Source organism: Sphingobacterium deserti (assembly GCF_000757725.1).
GTDB classification, from domain to species: domain Bacteria; phylum Bacteroidota; class Bacteroidia; order Sphingobacteriales; family Sphingobacteriaceae; genus Sphingobacterium; species Sphingobacterium deserti.
The window spans coordinates 222,752-240,375 of the sequence record NZ_JJMU01000002.1; the positions used below are offsets into that span (position 1 = coordinate 222,752).

Genomic DNA, 17,624 nt, shown 5'->3' on the forward strand with positions numbered 1-17,624 from the left:
CTGACTGACAAGGTCTAAAAAATTAAAAAAAATTTTAAGTACGACTTTTCTTACCTATTTTTACGCTTGGTAACAAACAGAAGATTTATCATTTTTAACACACAAAGACTATGATGCAAGTGGCAGAACAAGAAGTTTTGGTTGATGAGATCATCAACTTTAACGGTCCAGAGGATGATGCAGATGATGTCTATGATGATGACGATTTCGAACTAAATGAGATCGATTCTATCGGAGATCTTGATGATTTTGATGATGACGATTTTTAACCGAAGTAAGCTATTAGAATCAACCGGACAAAATTAGAAAAACAAAAAAGGCAGCGTCAATAATTTTACGCTGCCTTTTGCATGAATTCGTTTGATGCAGACTATTTTTTGTGTAATTGTTCGTACAAATCAATCACCTTTTTCTGCAAATCAATAACTTCGCTATCCCTTGACTGAAGTTTCTTGCTCAATACGTTGATTTCATCTTGGATTTGTTTTTCCTCTTCAGAATCAGTAGTGGATAGCAACTGGACAAGAGAAAGGCCGAAAAGTTTCGAGATCTGATTTAATCTAGAAAGATTCACATCAGTGATCCCTGTTTCAATTTTCGAAAAAGCTGGGATCGAAATGTCCAAACGTTTTGCCACGTCCTCTTGGCTCCAACCTTTTTGATGTCTCAGTAGACGAATTTTTTTTCCTAATGCATTCATGGGTAAATTGTTTTTCTTATTCCAAAAGTAATAAAAAAAATATTAAAGAAAAACTAAGAAAAAAAATAATTAATAATTTTTAAAAAATTTGTCCGCAAATCCTACAACATTGATTGAATTATGATTAGGAGATATCATAAATAATAGATTAAAACCTAAGGATTTGAAGCCCTCTAGGTATTTTTCCAAGGAAGAAACGTCTTTCAAAAAGGTGAAGTTTTTATGATTAAAAACTTGCTTAATCTCGGCTTCCAAATTACTTATTAATATATTTTTATCCTTAATCGCGTCCTTGTTGACAAGAACAACAGCATAGTCAGACTCATCCATCGAGGAGCGGTACTGATCCAGAAAACCGGCATTAGAGATATCGTAAGGATTCATTTCAATGATCGTCACCAATCCTTGATCCGGAAATTGCTCTTTTACGGCATGGATACTCGTTTGCAGCTTATACGAAGAATAATTAAAGTCCTGATAAACCACGCGCTCATTGTCGCTCGCAACAAACTCAAGATAGCGTATAGAACTTTTAAAGTCACGAATTGCATCGTAAAATTCAAGTCGCTTCACGCCCAGCCATTCACACACAGTATAGGCGCCAGCAATGTTAGATAGATTTAATTTACCAAAAACTTGTAACGGTATACGCTCCTCCCCCAAATGCAAATAAGTAATTCCCTTATTGATGGAATAGTCCGGCATCCGGTAGCCATGTCGGTTAATTTTGCAGTCTGACGTTTCTTCTACGATTTCTCGAAGATGCTCATTATCCTTATTATAAATCAATGTACCTTTCTTTACAATCGTGTCGATAAATGTCTCAAATTGCTGGAAATAATCGTCACGGCTAATATTTGTACGGCTAGCATTCCAATCAACTCCACTTATCAAAGCAATATTCGGGTGGAAAAGATGAAACTTTGATTGATGATCAATTGGCGATGCATAATATTCATCACCTTCTAATAAGATAATCTTATTATGCGCTGTGAGTTTCACCAATGAATCGAAACCTTCCAATTGCGCTCCTACCAAATAATCAAAATCTTTACCCAACTTTTTCAGAACATGCATCACCATACTCATGATGGTGGTCTTGCCATAGGTGCCTGCAATTACTACGCGCGTTTTGTTGACGCTCTGTTCATAGATAAATTCCGGAAAAGAATAAATTTTGATATTCAGCTCTTGTGCGCGTAAAAGCTCTGGATTATTGACTTCGGCATGCATACCCAAGATAACAGCGTCAATATCTTCTGTAATAGTTTCCGGAAACCAGCCCACTTTTGCGGGCAATAGCCCTGCCCTTTTCAGCCTCGATCGCGATGGCTCAACAATTTGATCGTCAGACCCAGTAACTTGATGACCCTGTTCAGCTAAGGACATAGCTAAATTATGCATCACAGCACCACCGATGGCAATAAAATGAATGCGCATTATTTAATTTTATTAAACTTCGCCGAACACCATGTATCAAGCACCTTCATACTTTCATAGGTAAATCCAACGGATTCGGCTTTTTCACGGAGGATCACTAAATCATCCACCGCATAGAAACCACTCATGTAAAGCACGCCCCCAACGCGTGTACTTTTACTGTATTGATCTAACTGATCTAACAATATATTACGGTTGATATTTGCTAAGACAACGTCAAATAGCCGGCCTTCTAGCACTTCTTTAGACCCTAGTTCCGACGTAATTATCGGCGTATCATTTAGCAGTTTGTTCTCCTCAACACTAGCTACACATACATCGTCATAATCCACGGCCAATACGCTTTTAGCACCGCGTTTAACGGCCAAAATTGCTAAAATGCCTGTTCCACAACCCATATCCAACACGTCTTTATGTGCAAACTCGTTCTCCAAGATGTAAGATAACATCATAGACGTCGTCTGATGATGTCCTGTGCCGAATGACATCTTTGGATCAATAACAATTTCGTAGGGCATGTCAGGTCGCGGTTCGTGGAATGTAGCTCGAACATAGCAAGAATCATCTACAACGATGGCGTTGAAATTGCTTTCCCAAAGCGTATTCCAGTTTTTGTCTTCCACGTCCTCCACCGTATACGCGACCTCGAAACCTTCAGTCTCGGCTAATAGCAACGTTTCCAATGCCTGAATATCAAGATTTGCGGCAGGAATATAGGCCGCAAAACCTTGATCAATATCTTCAAAAGTGTCATAGCCAATCTCGGCCAGGGAGGAAATTAACAAATCCTTCTGCCAATCTTCCATATTGGACGAGGTAAAAATGACGGATGAGTATCTCATTGTTAGTCGTTAAACACCTTCACGATATCCAGAAAATCACGAGACTTCAATGAAGCACCGCCAATCAAACCGCCATCGATGTCGTTTTGTGAGAAAAGATCTTTAGCATTGCCGGGGTTACAACTACCACCATATAGAATCGTGGTATTGTCTGCAATCTCTTTGCCATATTGAGCAGATACACGCTCGCGAATGAAGGCATGCACCTCCTGCGCTTGTTCAGGTGAAGCTGTCAAACCTGTTCCGATAGCCCAAACAGGCTCATAGGCAAGCACCACTTTCGCGAATTCCTCTGCCGATAGATGGAAAACCCCTCCTTCTAATTGCGCTTTGATAACATCGAAAAACTTACCGCTTTCGCGTTCGTCTTTGGTTTCACCTATACAGAAAATAGGTGCTAAACCATGTTGAAGTGCCGCATTTACTTTCTCTGCCAACAATGCTTCTGTTTCACCAAAGTAAGCCCTGCGCTCGGAGTGGCCAAGAATTACGTAGCTAGCACCGACCGATTTAACCTGATTTGCTGATATTTCGCCCGTATATGCACCGGACTCAGCTTGGTGAATATTTTGTGCGCCAATGGCGACATTGCTTACCGGCGAAGCCAGTTTACCGATACTGTATAAATGAATGGCGGGGCTGCAAACGACAACCTCTTGGTTGCCCACAACTTCATCTTTCACCATGTTAACAATTTCTGAAAAAAGACTTAAGCCTTTCTCATAGTCAAGATTCATTTTCCAGTTTCCTGCTACAATGTTTTTACGCATAATACTATCTATTTTATTCTGTTTCTAAATATTTCTGTCTGTGTAACTCGCTCTGGCGATATACCTCGCCCAATATCTGAACGTCCAGATCCGCCAGATGTTCTTTTTTTATCACGGATCTATCGCGCAACATACGTTCAAATTTATGCCAACGATAGACTTCCTTTTTTCTATCAGTCATCCAGCAAAAGTCAGCCACAAATTTGGGAATAATATTTGACATTGCAACCTGTGCTCCTACGCCTATAATATTGCCTGTGGTGATTGAGGAATTGATACCACAGCTGGCATAATCCCCGATGAAGGTACCTACTTTAGCCGCCTGCGTATCGCGATAGCTGGCATTACGATAATCGTAAACCGAGACATTCCCCCAATTATTTTGCAGGTTGGAGTTACTGCTGCCCGCACCTATGTTACAGCCTTCACCAATAACCGAACAACCGAGATAACCATCGTGACCTTTTGCGCAATTTCCCCAAAGCACGCTATTATTTACTTCGCCAGCGATCGTAGCGTGGGGACCTATCGTCACATTCGGATATAAACGGCTACCCATCTTGACGCGAGCACCGGCGCAAATCGCTATAGGCCCTCGCAAAAAGCACCCCTCTTCGATAATTGCTCCATCACCGATATAAATTGGTCCACTTTGAGCATTAAAGGTGCTACAAAGCGACTGCACATCCGTTCCTACAAAAATTTGATCACCAAGTACCCGATTTGAATCATCTAAAACAGCAGAATTTCTGCCTTTACTAAGTAAGGAATAGTCTGCTTCCAACTCGGCAGCATTTAGCTTATAAATATCTTCCAAAAAACAAACGCGAGCAATTTCACCGGTGAAAATTATAGGGCTTAACGTGGAAAGGTCAGGCTCATCCGTCCAATGATCAACTTTGTAAGCAATCCATTGCCCATTATTTAGAAGAACACTCTGCGAAGGCATTTCTTCCATTACGCGGACCAAGGATTCCGATGGAAGTACATTACCACGAATCACGAGGTAAAGATGCGCAAAAGGCGCTGCTGGAAATTTTTTTTGAAGGTAGGGAGATGTATAAAAAGAGATGGATTTTGAAAGCCTAAGTTTCCATTTCTCGCACAGTGTAAGAATACCAACACGAAGATCACTCACCGGGCGCGTGTAAACCAAAGGCAGCAAATGTTCCCGCCATGCAGCGCGATCATGTAATACAACTTCCAACATAGTTGACGATAAAATTACATAAAAAAATCCCGATAAGCGAACTTATCGGGACAAAGTTGTTTTGCCTGTGAAGCGAATTACTTCTTGTTGTAACGGCTACGGAATTTGTCAATACGACCTGCTGTATCAACCAATTTCATTTTACCTGTGTAGAACGGGTGTGATGTATGAGAGATCTCTAATTTTACTAATGGATACTCATTACCATCTTCCCAAGTAATTGACTCTTTAGTGTCGACACATGATTTTGTCAAGAAAGCATAGTCATTAGACATATCTTTAAAAACTACGAATCTGTAGTTTGATGGATGCAAATCTTTTTTCATTTTATCTTATGATTACGTATATTCAACAATCGAGGTGCAAAGATAATTTATATTTTCAGAAAAACCAAAATAATAATCACCTCAATTGTGATATTTTTTAGTTGCACAGCACGATGTTCGAAACGATACAAAGTTAGCATTTTTATTATACAGTTTGTAATAGCAGGTACCAGGGTGATTTTAAAAAAATGCGATAAAACTGGAGAAAAGCCTTTTCAAAACGTATAGAGCGCCCTTTCGGAAACTGCCGGCCGTATGGCTTTTTTTGGACGCCCGCGTGCAAAATTGGCTTTTTTTATTATTTTTGCGTTCTTATCTAGCACTTTAAATATTAATACATGAGTACTGTATTATCCGAACAGGAACAACAGCGTCGACTGAATCTTCAAGCCATACTCGATCTAGGAATTAATCCTTATCCAGCGGAAGAATTTGAAGTCAATGCGTCTGCAGCCGACATCTTAGAAAATTACGACAGAGATAAATTAAATTATAAGAGCATTCGCTTAGCCGGCCGCATCATGAGCCGCCGCGTAATGGGTAGCGCCTCTTTTATGGAACTTCAAGATTCCACCGGTCGCGTGCAAGCCTATGTTAAACGTGATGATCTTTGCCCCGGCGAAGATAAAACACTTTATAATACGGTATTTAAAAAGCTTTTAGACATCGGAGATATAGTTGGTGTTGATGGCTATGTTTTTACAACGCAAACGGGCGAGATATCGATTCATGTTGAAAAACTAACTATTTTAACGAAATCCCTGCGCCCACTTCCTATCGTGAAAGAAGCTGAAGGTAAAACCTATGACGCATTTACAGATCCGGAGCAGCGCTACCGCATGCGCTACGTCGATCTTATCGTCAATCCGCAAAACCGCGATATTTTTATTAAGCGCACGAAGTTGTTCACTGCAATGCGCGATTTTTTCAATGATGCTGGGTACATGGAGGTAGAAACACCGATCCTGCAATCTATTCCTGGAGGTGCAACAGCACGGCCTTTCACTACGCATCATAACGCGCTCGATATCCCGCTCTACCTTCGTATCGCTAATGAACTGTATTTAAAAAGACTCATCGTTGGCGGATTTGATGGCGTATATGAATTCTCTAAAAACTTCCGTAATGAGGGTATGGACAGAACCCACAACCCGGAGTTTACGGCCATGGAAATTTACGTAGCCTATAAAGACTACAACTGGATGATGAATTTCACGGAACGCTTGCTAGAGCACTGTGCGCTATCCGTGAACGGCACCACCCAAGCTACCTTTGGCGAACATGCTATAGATTTCAAGGCGCCTTACAAACGTGTAACCATGGCACAATCCATTTTGGATTTCACCGGTTTTGATATCATAGGGAAAACAGAAGATGAAATTCGCACCGCTGCAAAAGGCATGGGCATCGACGTGAACGAGACTATGGGAAAAGGCAAGTTAATAGATGAGATCTTTGGCGAGAAATGCGAGGGAAACTATATACAGCCCACGTTTATTACAGACTATCCTATCGAAATGTCTCCATTGACCAAAAAGCACAGAGACAATCCAGAACTTACGGAGCGTTTCGAGCTCATGGTATGCGGTAAGGAGATTGCTAATGCGTACTCGGAGCTGAATGACCCAATTGATCAACGCGAACGTTTTGAAGACCAGTTGCGTTTGTCCGAAAAAGGTGATGACGAAGCGATGTTTATTGATCAGGATTTCCTACGCGCGCTGGAGTATGGGATGCCTCCTACTTCCGGCTTGGGTATAGGCATGGATCGATTGATTATGTTCTTAACGAACAACGCTTCGATACAGGAAGTGCTGTTCTTCCCGCAAATGCGTCCGGAGAAGCTGGCGAAAGTAGCATCTGTTGAGGATTTCGTAGCCGAAGGAGTACCTGCCGAATGGGTTCCTGTATTGCAGAAAATGGGCTTGACAACCATTGAGTTGCTAAAAGAAGCCAATCCAAATAAAGTATTTAATGATCTGGGCGGATTACGCAAAAAGATGAAACTTGACGTCGCTATGCCTAGCAAAGATGACGTCTTAACTTGGTTTGATTAATCACCTATCTAAAACAAACCATAACAGTGGCGATCAAACGTAAGTTTGGTCGCTTTTTTATGGGTAATTTAAACTGGAATTATAACGGCGAGTTTGATGTATTTCCACCCGTACCAGCGTTCACATTTCATAAAAATAGCCCCCACTTACAAGCTTTAAGCAACATTTATGATATTAAAACTGCTGTGGACGGATACACTATCGTCTTTTTTTGGTCAAGCATGCTTAAACGTCAAAGCTTTGAAGCCTACAAGCAGCTTACCGAAAGTATAGATACCGCAGACCCAGTGGCCGTGAATCTTATAAACATCGACAATTTTTACATAGCACTGAGCGAGTAATCTTATTGGGGTAATGATACGATTTCTTTGATTATATTGACGGAATCTTTGTAATTTTTCAAAGTGAAGATTAAATAATTAAGTTGTTCAGCCTCTGATAATGTTAGAAATTCACTTGCTCCAGGTCTATAATAAATCTGATAGTACTTTATATTTATGCTATCTAGGCTACTATACCTGTTGGTCATTGAAAACCACAAGTCATCAAGCTTTCGTTCCAAAATTTCCACCTTTAACCAATTAAATCGTCTAGACTCGCTCTTCCCCGATTTGGAGAGCTTACTGTAGAGGGAGGAAATGTCAAACGATAGACCGATAGAAACTGGCGTTATTACGACGCCAGATAAAAAATTTGTATTCATATTCTTCGCTAACAATTTACGGTAATCAGCTTCCAACAATGCTAAATCTGCAAATTTTGCAGCAGAGCCGTGTACCTCTACCGGCTCGATACGTAGCGTATCAATAGCCGTTGTGTCCAAGCTGATGTTCACTGTTGATACGTTCGCGATCGGATATGAAGCAACCATGAAGTAGATAATCGTAGAAAAAAACATCATTCTCATAGATAAGTCTCTGCTATGTGATCTGCGATTTGCATGCTAAGCAATCATCGGTACATGAATTAGTTTACAACTAAACTAAGCATTTAAACAAAAAAATATCGGTTTTTTTCACAATAAGGCAGTACAATTTCCACAGCATTAAGGATTTGTCTCATCCTACGGGATAGAAAACAGTATACTACTACTTCGCGTATAAAGAAACGGACCGTAAGGACACGGTTAGTTGAAGCCTTTCATTTACAATCGTTAGGCAGGGCAAGAATCAAAGGCCTAGAGCACATACCATTAAATGGCCTAATTTCGCCAAGCGCTCGCTAAACAGTTATCAAGGGATGAAAAAGTTATCGCAGCAACCCCTTACATATTTTGCTGACCAAAGCTGGGCCTTCGTAAATAAAGCCCGTGTATAGCTGAATAAGACTAGCGCCTGCGTTTAACTTTTCAATTGCATCTTCGGCGGAATGTATGCCACCTACGCCAATAATTGGAAATGAGCGATTGGAACGATCTGCCAAATATTTGATAACTTCCGTCGAGCGTTTTGTTAATGGCTTACCACTCACCCCCCCCATCTCGTTAACAAGCGTTGCTTCACTTTGTAAGCCGTCGCGAGAAATTGTTGTATTGGTTGCGATGACGCCTGCTATTTGCGTTTCTGCTACAATTTCAACGATATCGTCTAGTTGCGAGTTGCTAAGGTCTGGCGCTATCTTCAGCAAAATGGGCTTCGGATGCTCCCTCTCCCTATTCAGTTGCTGAAGTGTGTTGAGTATGTTTTTCAAGGGCTCTTTTTCTTGCAAATCACGAAGTCCCGGCGTGTTTGGAGAACTTACATTTACAACGAAATAATCTACATAGTCAAAAAGTGCGCGAAAGCAATAGATGTAGTCCTGAACCGCATCTTCATTGGGTGTCATCTTGTTTTTGCCAATATTTCCACCAATAATTAAATCCTTCCGGTTAGCCAGCTTCTTTAAACGACCAGCCGCCACATCAGCACCTTGGTTGTTAAATCCCATACGGTTGATGAGCGCTTCATCGGAAACCAGCCTAAACATCCGAGGCTTATCATTACCAGGCTGTGGACGTGGCGTAACGGTACCAATTTCTATAAACCCGAAGCCCAAAGACGCCATCTCCTCGATGTATTCTGCATTTTTGTCAAAGCCAGCGGCGAGGCCTACAGGATTTTTAAATGTCAAACCAAACACTTCACGTTCCAGCCGCTTGTCCTCAACACTGTAGAGCGCTTTCAGTACTTGTTTTGAGCCCCAAATTTTATTGAATTTACGCAAGCCGCCGGTTACTTGATGGTGAGCCATCTCCGGATTCATGGAAAAGAACAAAGGTTTGACTAGTTTGTACATATCTGCAAAGGTAGCCAAAGAAGCAGAAATATTCATTACTTTTGTAGCAAATGATATCAATTAACAATTTAACATTCGAGATTGGGTCACGTGCATTGTACGACGACGCTAATTGGCATATAAAACCAGGAGACAAAGCGGGCTTGATCGGGGCAAATGGCGCCGGAAAATCCACATTGCTCAAATTAATCGTAGGTGACTATTCTCCTACTTCGGGAAGCATTTCCATGGCAAAAGATCTGAAGATCGGCTACCTTAACCAAGATCTGCTATCCTACCATTCCGATAAAAGTATTGTCCATGTAGCCATGGAAGCATTTGAACGTCAAAACCAGCTGCATGGAGAGATTGAAGTACTTCTACAAAAATTAGAAACCGATTATTCAGACGACATTCTCAACAAATTAAGCGACAAACAGATGGAGTTTGAAGCGCTAGATGGCTATAGTATCGAATTTCGTGCGCATGAAATTTTAGCAGGCCTTGGCTTCTCGGAAGAAGAGCAGCAACGGCCTCTCGCCACCTTTTCGGGAGGTTGGCGTATGCGCGTTATGCTGGCACGCATCCTCTTGCAAACGCCTGATATCTTACTTTTGGATGAGCCTACGAATCACTTGGATCTTCCTTCCATCAAATGGCTTGAAAATTACCTACAGGCGTTTGAAGGCGCAATTGTCATCGTATCGCATGACCGCTATTTTCTTGATCGTATCATCAATAAAACAGTGGAATCGCGTAAGGGAAAATTGACTGTTTACGCAGGAAACTATTCTTTTTATCTTGAAGAGAAATCACTGCGGGAAGAGATTCAGGGCAACCAGTTTAAGAATCAGCAAGCAAAAATAAAGCAAGAAGAAAAGCTAATTGAGCGTTTCCGCGCGAAAGCCAGCAAAGCAAAAATGGTACAGTCACGTATCAAAGCGTTAGACCGTATGGAAAAGATAGATGATGTAGATGACGATAACCCATCGGTAAATTTCAGCTTCAAGTTCTCTAAGCCATCCGGCAGGCATGTAGTTACGTTGGAACACCTCTCCAAATCGTATCCCAACCTTGACATCTTGGAAGATACGGGTGCTATCATTGAAAAAGGCGATAAGATCGCTCTCATCGGAGCTAACGGAAAGGGAAAGTCTACCTTGTTACGCATTGTGGCAGATGCCGACCACGACTACAAAGGTAGCAGCACGAAAGGCCACAACGTATCGCAAACATTTTTTGCTCAGCATCAGCTCGAAGCGCTGCACCTGGAAAACAATCTGTTACAGGAATTAGTTGCGTTTGCGCCAAAGCATACGGAAACGGAACTTCGTTCTATCTTAGGCTGTTTCTTATTTACGGGCGATGATGTGTTTAAAAAAATCAAAGTGCTTTCTGGTGGTGAGAAATCTCGGGTAGCACTTGCGAAAGCGTTGACCGCTGATGCGAACTTCTTGGTGCTGGATGAGCCTACCAATCACTTGGATATGGCATCCGTAAATATTCTTATCCAAGCGCTTCAACAATATGAAGGTACCTTGATCGTCGTGTCCCATGATCGATATTTCCTGGACCACGTGGCGAACAAAATTTGGTTTATTGAAGATAAAGAGATAAAAGAGTATCCAGGCACTTACGAAGAATACGAACTATGGAATGCCAAACGGGTAGTAAAACCCGATGCTAAACCGGAGAAAAAAACGGTAAAGGAAGAACCTAAAAAAGAGAAAGCGCCACTGGAAGACGACAAAAATCGTGTACTTCAGCGTAAGCATAAAGAATTGTCGGGTTTAGAGCAAAAGATCGGTGACAGCACCTTACGCGTAAAGGATTTGGAATCTCAACTCGCCAAAGAGGAAGTGTACTCCGATGCAAACAAACTTCAAGAGGTAACAAGGGCGTATAACTCTGATAAAGCTACATTGGAAAAATTCCAGCAGCAATGGGAAACATTAGCAGAAGAGATAATGGAGCTCGAAGGCTAGCAATTCCGCGGGAAATACATTGTTGTTGATAATTGCTGTCTAACTCGCTAAGAATAATCATTTAGAGCTTTAAAAAACAAGGGGGAGCAATTGCTCCCTCTTAGTTTAATAGGTTAATACAAAATCTGCTATGTCGTTACGCACCTTCTTCATCGGCGCCAGCCAATCTCGCTCTTCATCCCGATAGCCCAGATACAGAACCAGCACACTACGCAATCCTTTTTCTTTTAGTTGCAGTACGTTGTCTACGACTTCGTTGTCAAATCCTTCAGCTGGCGTAGAGTCTATACGCAATTCGGCGGCTTGCGCGAGCGCAAGACCGAAAGCAATATACGCCTGCTTAGCCGCATGCGTAAAATGCTCTTCGCTAGTTTGCTGCGCGTACATATTCTTGATCATGTCTGTGTAACGATCAAACCTACCACGGGGCATATCCCGCTCGTCCGTCGTTTTATTATATATTGTATCAATACGCTCTTCCGTATATTCATCCCAGGCGGCAAATACCAACACATGCGAACACTCCCGCATACACTCCGGATTAAAAGCTCCTTCTGCCAACTGATTTTTTATTCCCTGATCTGCTATCACTGCCAAACGAAAAGGTTGTAACCCTGAAGAGCTTGGAGCAAGCCTTGCAGCCTCGACTATCTTATTTAAATCTTCCTGACTTACTTTTTTTGTCGTATCGTAAGCCTTGGTTGCATGTCTCCAATTTAAACCATCTATCAATGTCATTTCTATTAATTTTAATTTTCCAATAGTGCGATACGTGTCTGCTCTGTAAAGATCCTACAAACCGTGTCGCGCGCAAAGATCACGAGAAAATATAATTAGGTCAATTAAAATAATGCAGTTCTGTTAAAAACGACATCCACATGACTCATATAAGCTATCCGTGTTTCAGCACGCAATAAAAAATAAACCAGTCAGCTATCGAAAATAAATAGCTAAACCCATATTGCCAAAGTAATTTTTCCCCAGCATCATATTGCTTTATTGTTTTAATCGTGTAAGCTGGAAAAGCTGATCTTTTCTAACATCGCGAACGCCATGGCACAATTTTTCACCTTCCCGTTGCCAGATAATTTGCCGGACGGAGTACATGTCAAATCCATCGAAGAAATTCAGGGCTGTGATGCGTCTAGGAGACGGAAAGCGGCAGTTGCTGTCTGACGAGTAAAAAGTGGTCTCGCTCGATAGATAAATAGCCAAATTCATAGACAAAGAAATACACCTGACCTTTTGCATTGCAAAGCTGGTTGGTAAAGTAATCCATATCTAAGCCGGTCTTCAATAAATTTTCACGTGAAATTTTAAGAATTTTTTCATTCCCTAGAAGACCCTCCAGTATCCGTCTATTTCTTCTAAGAGTTGTATTAATATGTCGAACAAAATTGTTAGGTGCGCTATTTATCTTGTTATTATGTGCATTTCTACAGCCATCGTCACAAAACCTTTTGTCTGACCTTCCGCGGATAAGCGCACTACACGCTAAGCAAAATTTCTTTTCCATAATTCATTACCCGTTTTAATCGTTTACAATCGCTTATAAACGTCTATAATTGATTAACTACCGATTCGCTTTCGCCAACCGATGCAATTTTACATCGTGAGCTAAAGAATGATGCGATATAAATTTAACATAAGAAATACATATTTACAATTAAAATTTACAATTATGAACATGCTAATTAATTCTGTACAACTTATCGGGCGCTTAGGTGCCAATGCGGAGGTAAAATCTACCAATAATGGGACAAAGGTTTCAAATGTCCGGTTTGCCACAAATGAGTACACAAAGAATGCGCAGGGCGAATGGCTTGAGATCACCTATTGGCATAATCTGGTATTTTGGGGAAAACTCACTGAAAAACTGGAAAAGCACGCTAAAAAGGGCACGCGCCTACTCGTGCAAGGGTCGCTAACGTACCAGGAATACGTCGATGTAAATGGCATCAAGCGGGAGTCCTGTGAAATTCGAGTGAGCCAGTTTATGGCGCTAAACAGCAGCAACAACGGTCAAAAAGTAAGCGTGGAAGATCGCGAAGACCAAGATGAAGATCTTCCATTTTAACATCAAACGCCACCTGTAAAATTTCACAGGTGGCGTCCATTGTTTTTAAAGAAGCTTATTCAATAACAAAACCTGTGATTTCAGCTAACTTTTTAGGGATATCGGTATTTTCCATCTTATGGGAAAAACGTTCTGACCCAACCCCAACGGCAAATACAGGAATATAGGCTGCCGAATGATTGCCGGATGCCCAACTGATAGACCCAGCTTTGTTTAAAATTTTGATCGCCTCGCTTGCCAATCGATCATCCGTAGCATAAAGACTTTTCGTAGTCTCCTCTTCGTGCTTTACAAAGCTCTTCTCGTATATATCCACGAGCAAAGCCTCTTCCTCTTGACTTACCTTGACTTTGCTAAAAAGACCTACGTTTTCGCCTAAAAGAGTTTTCACATCGTCCCAACTCGCACGTTGTTTTGCGTTTCTCAATACTGCAATACGTTTAGAAAGTTCACCTTGTGAAATGCGCTGGTTGGCCAATAATTTCGTATGGAGTCTGCTGCCACCATTTCCAATAGCTACGCCGCCTGTCTCATGGTCAGCGGTAACGATAATAAGTGTTTCCTCAGGATGCTGTTTGTAGAATTCATAAACACGCTTTACCGCCTTATTAAAGTCAAGCATTTCACGGATCGTTGTTGTCGCGTCGTTAGCGTGCGATGCCCAATCAATTTTTCCACCTTCAACCATTAGGAAAAATCCTTTTTCATTGCCTTCGAGGGACGCTATAGCGGACTGTGTGATCTGTTCCAAAGTCAGATCTGATGGCTGCTGATCAATAGCATATTTCAACGACTCACTGTCAGAGCCTTTAGCACCCATCAAAATGATCTTATCTGCTTTACCCTTTAGGGTATTGAAGTCATCAAGGCCATACGCTAACTTGTAACCGGCCTCCTTGAACTTAGGAAACAGCGAAGGAGCAGACTTCTTCTCGGAATTTTTATCTGGACTCAAAAATCCTGAGCCTCCGAAGAAATCGAAATTGGAAGCAATAAGATCAAGCCCTATCTCGTAATAACGACCGCGGTTAGGTTGCTTTGCGTAGAATGATGCTGGTGTTGCATGATCTATACTAACGGAGGTTGTTATGCCGACTTTCATACCAGCTTCTTTAGCTGCATACGCAATACTCTTGTAAGCTATTGTACCGCTGCTATCCATGGCAACAACTCCATTTTTTGTTTTTTTCCCCACAGCAAGTGCCGTTCCGCCAGCTGCAGAATCTGTAACGCCATGGGAAAGGGAGTATGAAGTAGCAAAAGTAGCATGCGGAAACGTAGAGAACACCAAGGGAAACACGGTATTTCGATCAGCTTCCGCAGCTAGAAATACCTCTGTCAAATTTATTTGGTTCAGCCCCATTCCGTCGCCAATCATAAAGAAAATATACTTGGGTTTTTGTTGGGAAAACAAGGCACTCGATGTCGCAAATAACAGGAATAATAAAAATACGCTCTTCTTCATTTTATCTAATTTGTGTCTGCAAAGATAAAGTCTTTATATAAACTCAGTGTTAAGTACGGATCGCAAATGCGAAAACAAAAGGTAGAGCGAATTGTTCCTTCTCTGAAAAGATAAAAAGACGACTATGAATAATTCGTTAATCACTGCTGTAAAAAGCATTTTTCAGGATGACAAAAGACACGCCCTTGCAAACAATATGGGAGAAACCCCGCTGCGGGTCGATCAAAGTTTGGATGCCATCATACCTATCGTGCTTGTTGCACTTCAGCGTAAAGATAAATCGCAGTTGCAAAATATTCTTACCAAAGCAGAAACTACCTTCGCAATCCAAGATTCGCAGGTTCCTTCTACCGATTTTGCGCACTCCACTGCCGCTCCGCATGAGTTGCTGGACGATATTACCGCGAATAATTCCGCATACATAAGTGATAGCTTACATAATTACTTAGGTATCGACGGCGAAAATGTGCAAACGTTATTCGCTGCCGCACTTCCGGCTATATTTTCTGCACTCACGAAGGGGGGACAGCATTGGGATGTAGACTATGTCAAGGGTTTATTGGACAGTAATCAGGATGATTTCGTGGCACAAGTCCCGGCAGACCTGACGCCAGTATTAATAGATACACATGGCGACGCAGGCTTTCACAACAGCATGCCACCTGCAACACCTGCCGATGCCATTGTTGATCCAACGCATACCTCGCCGCCGCAACACAGCATTACAGAACAAGCACCCCTGCATACGTCGGAGTCCGTAAAAAAGACCACGAAGAACAAAGGGATTTGGTGGCTGTTAATACTTGTTTTTATCGTCGCGCTATGGGTAGTGTTTGGTAAAGGCTGTAATGGAAACTCAACAACGGATGCACGAACGGATACGTTGAGTGTACGATAAATATGTTCTTTTGAACATATTCGTTGCTGTTTTTATGTGCTGAAAAACTATTTTTGCTGTATGACTGTACAAAGAACAGAATTGGCCATCCAAGACTTCGAAAAGTTTATGCGTTATGCTATACAGCATGAACAAGGATTTTCATTTGATATCTTTGTTTCCTTTTCCACGTCCTTGATTAACTTTTATCAAGGTTCAGACCTGATCAAAGAATCAGAACGAATGGATACAGCGTTGATACTTAGTAAGGCATTTAATGCCGGTATGGGAAACCGCATTTCTGCTGAGGATTTGGAAGAAATCGCGACACTAATTATTTCAGATCGTACAATTGATTATTCCGTTTTAAATCCTATATTTGCTTGATTTTAAAAAAAAAGGGGGATTAGCTCAGCTGGCTAGAGCGTTTGGCTGGCAGCCAAAAGGTCATCGGTTCGACTCCGATATTCTCCACAAAAGCCTGGTATGCGCCAGGCTTTTTTTGTGTACTTCCGAGTTATGATATTTTACCATCGAACTTTTTAATCCTGCTTCGTCCAAACCAGTTTTTCAATTGCGTAGCCGCACCTTTGGGCATATGCTAAATATTTATCTTTAATCTCTTCAGGCATATTCTTCTCGCGAGATAGCAACCACATGTAGTCTAAATTCTGACCAAAAATCAATGCATGTTGATAATCTTCGTCAATCATGACAACGTTGTAACCAGCATAAAATGGTCCGAAAAATGATACTTTGAGCGCCCCTTCATCTTCATTACGTACAAATACTGCTTTACCCCTACTCTGTTTATATTTTTCTTTTACTTCGTCATAGCCTTGGTTTATTACGCGGATGCTCATATCATCGTTAAGTGCATACGAAGCCATAACATTCTTTAGGTTCTTTTCCCAGAAAAAATCCAGTCGTGCGATTTCATACCAGTCCCCTAAATATTTTTCTTTCTCAAATCTTTGTACAACAGGAACGTTTGACTTCACTGGTTTCAAAAGATTGTAGAGTGTTGTCCCTGCCGCTACAGCAGTAAGAAGCAACAATGATTTTTTACGATCCATCATGCTCAGTAAACAGTATAGCGCATGCAAAAGTTTGGTTTGAATTTGATAGTTTTGAAAAAAAAGTAAAAGAGAAGACTTTGTACAGCCGAGAAGAAGTAAAGAAATTAAAAGAAAAATTTTGGACAAGCTTTGGTCAGTTTATGAGTTTGGTGCCCGGCGAAGAAGGCACGAAGATAAATTGGATAAACTACAAAACAGGGATTAAGCATTTGTATTTCCGCATGGAGGCGGAGGGCAAGTCTGCCCGCATTGGTATAGAGGTAAGTCACCCTGATGAGGGAATACGAGCCCTGATGTATGAGCAACTGTTAGCCTACAAAGCCATTTTACACGCTGAGCTTGACGAGGAATGGATCTGGGAAGACGTGCATCAGGATATGTATGGGAAAGAAATAGCGCGCGTTAGCCTATCTATGGGGGGGGAAGCGTCCATCTTTAATCAATCGGATTGGCCAACGCTAATTTCGTTTTTTAAACCGAGAATTATCGCATTGGATCGCTTCTGGTCTACGGCCAAATATGGATTTGAAATTTTTAAATGAT

The 17,624-nt window shown here is 41.4% G+C and carries 20 protein-coding genes and 1 tRNA gene; 9 read left to right on the forward strand and 12 right to left on the reverse strand.

Annotated elements, in window-relative coordinates; all coding sequences use genetic code 11:
- The first annotated feature begins 110 nt into the window (after positions 1-110).
- Positions 111-269: a hypothetical protein gene (locus DI53_RS20440; RefSeq protein WP_166637745.1), complete on the forward strand. Its 159-nt coding sequence runs from the start codon at positions 111-113 to the stop codon at positions 267-269.
- A 101-nt stretch (positions 270-370) separates the two neighbouring features.
- Here DI53_RS20440 and DI53_RS01235 read toward each other — a convergent pair whose 3' ends face one another.
- The 6 genes from DI53_RS01235 to DI53_RS01260 form a co-directional block, all read right to left on the reverse strand.
- Positions 371-700 (reverse strand): helix-turn-helix domain-containing protein, encoded by a 330-nt coding sequence (locus tag DI53_RS01235; RefSeq protein ID WP_037494425.1) that lies wholly within the window; start codon positions 698-700, stop codon positions 371-373.
- 69 nt (positions 701-769) lie between these two features.
- Positions 770-2,140, reverse strand: coding sequence for a Mur ligase domain-containing protein (locus tag DI53_RS01240; protein ID WP_037494427.1), 1,371 nt, complete (start codon positions 2,138-2,140; stop codon positions 770-772).
- Positions 2,140-2,982, reverse strand: a complete 843-nt coding sequence (gene prmA, locus DI53_RS01245; protein WP_037494429.1) for a 50S ribosomal protein L11 methyltransferase — start codon at positions 2,980-2,982, stop codon at positions 2,140-2,142. The genes DI53_RS01240 and prmA overlap by 1 nt, the downstream gene beginning before the upstream one ends.
- A 2-nt stretch (positions 2,983-2,984) precedes the next feature.
- Positions 2,985-3,752, reverse strand: a complete 768-nt coding sequence (gene tpiA, locus DI53_RS01250; protein ID WP_037494431.1) for a triose-phosphate isomerase — start codon at positions 3,750-3,752, stop codon at positions 2,985-2,987.
- A 13-nt stretch (positions 3,753-3,765) separates the two neighbouring features.
- Positions 3,766-4,962: a putative sugar nucleotidyl transferase gene (locus tag DI53_RS01255; protein ID WP_037494434.1), complete on the reverse strand. Its 1,197-nt coding sequence runs from the start codon at positions 4,960-4,962 to the stop codon at positions 3,766-3,768.
- A 77-nt stretch (positions 4,963-5,039) separates the two neighbouring features.
- Positions 5,040-5,288: a type B 50S ribosomal protein L31 gene (locus DI53_RS01260; RefSeq protein WP_037494436.1), complete on the reverse strand. Its 249-nt coding sequence runs from the start codon at positions 5,286-5,288 to the stop codon at positions 5,040-5,042.
- Between the two features lie 338 nt (positions 5,289-5,626).
- Between DI53_RS01260 and lysS the strand changes: the two genes are divergently transcribed.
- Both lysS and DI53_RS01270 read left to right on the forward strand, forming a co-directional pair.
- Positions 5,627-7,345: a lysine--tRNA ligase gene (lysS, locus tag DI53_RS01265; protein WP_037494439.1), complete on the forward strand. Its 1,719-nt coding sequence runs from the start codon at positions 5,627-5,629 to the stop codon at positions 7,343-7,345.
- A gap of 26 nt (positions 7,346-7,371) precedes the next feature.
- Complete coding sequence (locus DI53_RS01270) at positions 7,372-7,686, forward strand: hypothetical protein (protein ID WP_037494441.1); 315 nt, start codon at positions 7,372-7,374, stop codon at positions 7,684-7,686.
- 2 nt (positions 7,687-7,688) lie between these two features.
- Here the strand turns inward: DI53_RS01270 and DI53_RS01275 are convergent, their stop codons facing one another.
- Together DI53_RS01275 and DI53_RS01280 are read right to left on the reverse strand one after the other, a co-directional pair.
- Complete coding sequence (locus DI53_RS01275) at positions 7,689-8,246, reverse strand: hypothetical protein (RefSeq protein ID WP_157836743.1); 558 nt, start codon at positions 8,244-8,246, stop codon at positions 7,689-7,691.
- 347 nt (positions 8,247-8,593) lie between these two features.
- Positions 8,594-9,619 carry a quinone-dependent dihydroorotate dehydrogenase gene (locus DI53_RS01280; RefSeq protein WP_037494556.1) on the reverse strand — a complete coding sequence of 342 codons (1,026 nt, stop codon included), beginning with the start codon at positions 9,617-9,619 and terminating at the stop codon, positions 8,594-8,596.
- A gap of 50 nt (positions 9,620-9,669) precedes the next feature.
- Here DI53_RS01280 and DI53_RS01285 point away from each other — a divergent pair, with 50 nt between their 5' ends.
- On the forward strand, positions 9,670-11,583 hold the full coding sequence (locus DI53_RS01285; RefSeq protein WP_037494446.1) for an ABC-F family ATP-binding cassette domain-containing protein: 1,914 nt from the start codon (positions 9,670-9,672) through the stop codon (positions 11,581-11,583).
- Between the two features lie 105 nt (positions 11,584-11,688).
- On the opposite strand, the gene DI53_RS01290 is transcribed toward DI53_RS01285, so the two are convergent.
- Together DI53_RS01290 and DI53_RS01295 are read right to left on the reverse strand one after the other, a co-directional pair.
- Positions 11,689-12,321 (reverse strand): NAD(P)H-dependent oxidoreductase, encoded by a 633-nt coding sequence (locus tag DI53_RS01290; RefSeq protein WP_037494448.1) that lies wholly within the window; start codon positions 12,319-12,321, stop codon positions 11,689-11,691.
- A 406-nt stretch (positions 12,322-12,727) separates the two neighbouring features.
- Complete coding sequence (locus DI53_RS01295; RefSeq protein WP_037494450.1) at positions 12,728-13,099, reverse strand: hypothetical protein; 372 nt, start codon at positions 13,097-13,099, stop codon at positions 12,728-12,730.
- 165 nt (positions 13,100-13,264) lie between these two features.
- Here DI53_RS01295 and DI53_RS01300 point away from each other — a divergent pair, with 165 nt between their 5' ends.
- On the forward strand, positions 13,265-13,660 hold the full coding sequence (locus DI53_RS01300) for a single-stranded DNA-binding protein (RefSeq protein WP_037494558.1): 396 nt from the start codon (positions 13,265-13,267) through the stop codon (positions 13,658-13,660).
- Positions 13,661-13,715: 55 nt separating this feature from the next.
- Here the strand turns inward: DI53_RS01300 and DI53_RS01305 are convergent, their stop codons facing one another.
- Positions 13,716-15,125, reverse strand: a complete 1,410-nt coding sequence (locus tag DI53_RS01305; RefSeq protein WP_037494452.1) for an alkaline phosphatase — start codon at positions 15,123-15,125, stop codon at positions 13,716-13,718.
- A gap of 124 nt (positions 15,126-15,249) precedes the next feature.
- Between DI53_RS01305 and DI53_RS01310 the strand changes: the two genes are divergently transcribed.
- The 3 genes from DI53_RS01310 (at position 15,250) to DI53_RS01320 (ending at position 16,476) form a co-directional block, all read left to right on the forward strand.
- Positions 15,250-16,023, forward strand: a complete 774-nt coding sequence (locus DI53_RS01310; RefSeq protein ID WP_037494455.1) for a DUF937 domain-containing protein — start codon at positions 15,250-15,252, stop codon at positions 16,021-16,023.
- 60 nt (positions 16,024-16,083) lie between these two features.
- On the forward strand, positions 16,084-16,389 hold the full coding sequence (locus DI53_RS01315) for a hypothetical protein (protein WP_037494457.1): 306 nt from the start codon (positions 16,084-16,086) through the stop codon (positions 16,387-16,389).
- Between the two features lie 13 nt (positions 16,390-16,402).
- A tRNA-Ala gene (locus DI53_RS01320) sits at positions 16,403-16,476 on the forward strand.
- A 68-nt stretch (positions 16,477-16,544) separates the two neighbouring features.
- Here the strand turns inward: DI53_RS01320 and DI53_RS01325 are convergent.
- Positions 16,545-17,081, reverse strand: coding sequence for a lipocalin family protein (locus tag DI53_RS01325; protein ID WP_241462342.1), 537 nt, complete (start codon positions 17,079-17,081; stop codon positions 16,545-16,547).
- Between DI53_RS01325 and DI53_RS01330 the strand changes: the two genes are divergently transcribed.
- Positions 17,060-17,623 carry a DUF4268 domain-containing protein gene (locus DI53_RS01330; RefSeq protein ID WP_052071934.1) on the forward strand — a complete coding sequence of 188 codons (564 nt, stop codon included), beginning with the start codon at positions 17,060-17,062 and terminating at the stop codon, positions 17,621-17,623. The genes DI53_RS01325 and DI53_RS01330 overlap by 22 nt on opposite strands.
- The last annotated feature ends 1 nt before the right edge of the window (position 17,624 follow it).

What these genes read in the sequence shown, in the direction of transcription:
- DI53_RS20440 (WP_166637745.1), top strand. Translation starts at nt 111, where the DNA reads ATGATGCAAGTGGCAGAACAAGAAGTTTTGGTTGATGAGATCATCAAC.
- DI53_RS01235 (WP_037494425.1), bottom strand. Translation starts at nt 700, where the DNA reads ATGAATGCATTAGGAAAAAAAATTCGTCTACTGAGACATCAAAAAGGT.
- DI53_RS01240 (WP_037494427.1), bottom strand. Translation starts at nt 2,140, where the DNA reads ATGCGCATTCATTTTATTGCCATCGGTGGTGCTGTGATGCATAATTTA.
- prmA (WP_037494429.1), bottom strand. Translation starts at nt 2,982, where the DNA reads ATGAGATACTCATCCGTCATTTTTACCTCGTCCAATATGGAAGATTGG.
- tpiA (WP_037494431.1), bottom strand. Translation starts at nt 3,752, where the DNA reads ATGCGTAAAAACATTGTAGCAGGAAACTGGAAAATGAATCTTGACTAT.
- DI53_RS01255 (WP_037494434.1), bottom strand. Translation starts at nt 4,962, where the DNA reads ATGTTGGAAGTTGTATTACATGATCGCGCTGCATGGCGGGAACATTTG.
- DI53_RS01260 (WP_037494436.1), bottom strand. Translation starts at nt 5,288, where the DNA reads ATGAAAAAAGATTTGCATCCATCAAACTACAGATTCGTAGTTTTTAAA.
- lysS (WP_037494439.1), top strand. Translation starts at nt 5,627, where the DNA reads ATGAGTACTGTATTATCCGAACAGGAACAACAGCGTCGACTGAATCTT.
- DI53_RS01275 (WP_157836743.1), bottom strand. Translation starts at nt 8,246, where the DNA reads ATGATGTTTTTTTCTACGATTATCTACTTCATGGTTGCTTCATATCCG.
- DI53_RS01280 (WP_037494556.1), bottom strand. Translation starts at nt 9,619, where the DNA reads ATGTACAAACTAGTCAAACCTTTGTTCTTTTCCATGAATCCGGAGATG.
- DI53_RS01285 (WP_037494446.1), top strand. Translation starts at nt 9,670, where the DNA reads ATGATATCAATTAACAATTTAACATTCGAGATTGGGTCACGTGCATTG.
- DI53_RS01290 (WP_037494448.1), bottom strand. Translation starts at nt 12,321, where the DNA reads ATGACATTGATAGATGGTTTAAATTGGAGACATGCAACCAAGGCTTAC.
- DI53_RS01295 (WP_037494450.1), bottom strand. Translation starts at nt 13,099, where the DNA reads ATGGAAAAGAAATTTTGCTTAGCGTGTAGTGCGCTTATCCGCGGAAGG.
- DI53_RS01300 (WP_037494558.1), top strand. Translation starts at nt 13,265, where the DNA reads ATGAACATGCTAATTAATTCTGTACAACTTATCGGGCGCTTAGGTGCC.
- DI53_RS01305 (WP_037494452.1), bottom strand. Translation starts at nt 15,125, where the DNA reads ATGAAGAAGAGCGTATTTTTATTATTCCTGTTATTTGCGACATCGAGT.
- DI53_RS01310 (WP_037494455.1), top strand. Translation starts at nt 15,250, where the DNA reads ATGAATAATTCGTTAATCACTGCTGTAAAAAGCATTTTTCAGGATGAC.
- DI53_RS01315 (WP_037494457.1), top strand. Translation starts at nt 16,084, where the DNA reads ATGACTGTACAAAGAACAGAATTGGCCATCCAAGACTTCGAAAAGTTT.
- DI53_RS01330 (WP_052071934.1), top strand. Translation starts at nt 17,060, where the DNA reads ATGATTTTTTACGATCCATCATGCTCAGTAAACAGTATAGCGCATGCA.
- DI53_RS01325 (WP_241462342.1), bottom strand. Translation starts at nt 17,081, where the DNA reads ATGATGGATCGTAAAAAATCATTGTTGCTTCTTACTGCTGTAGCGGCA.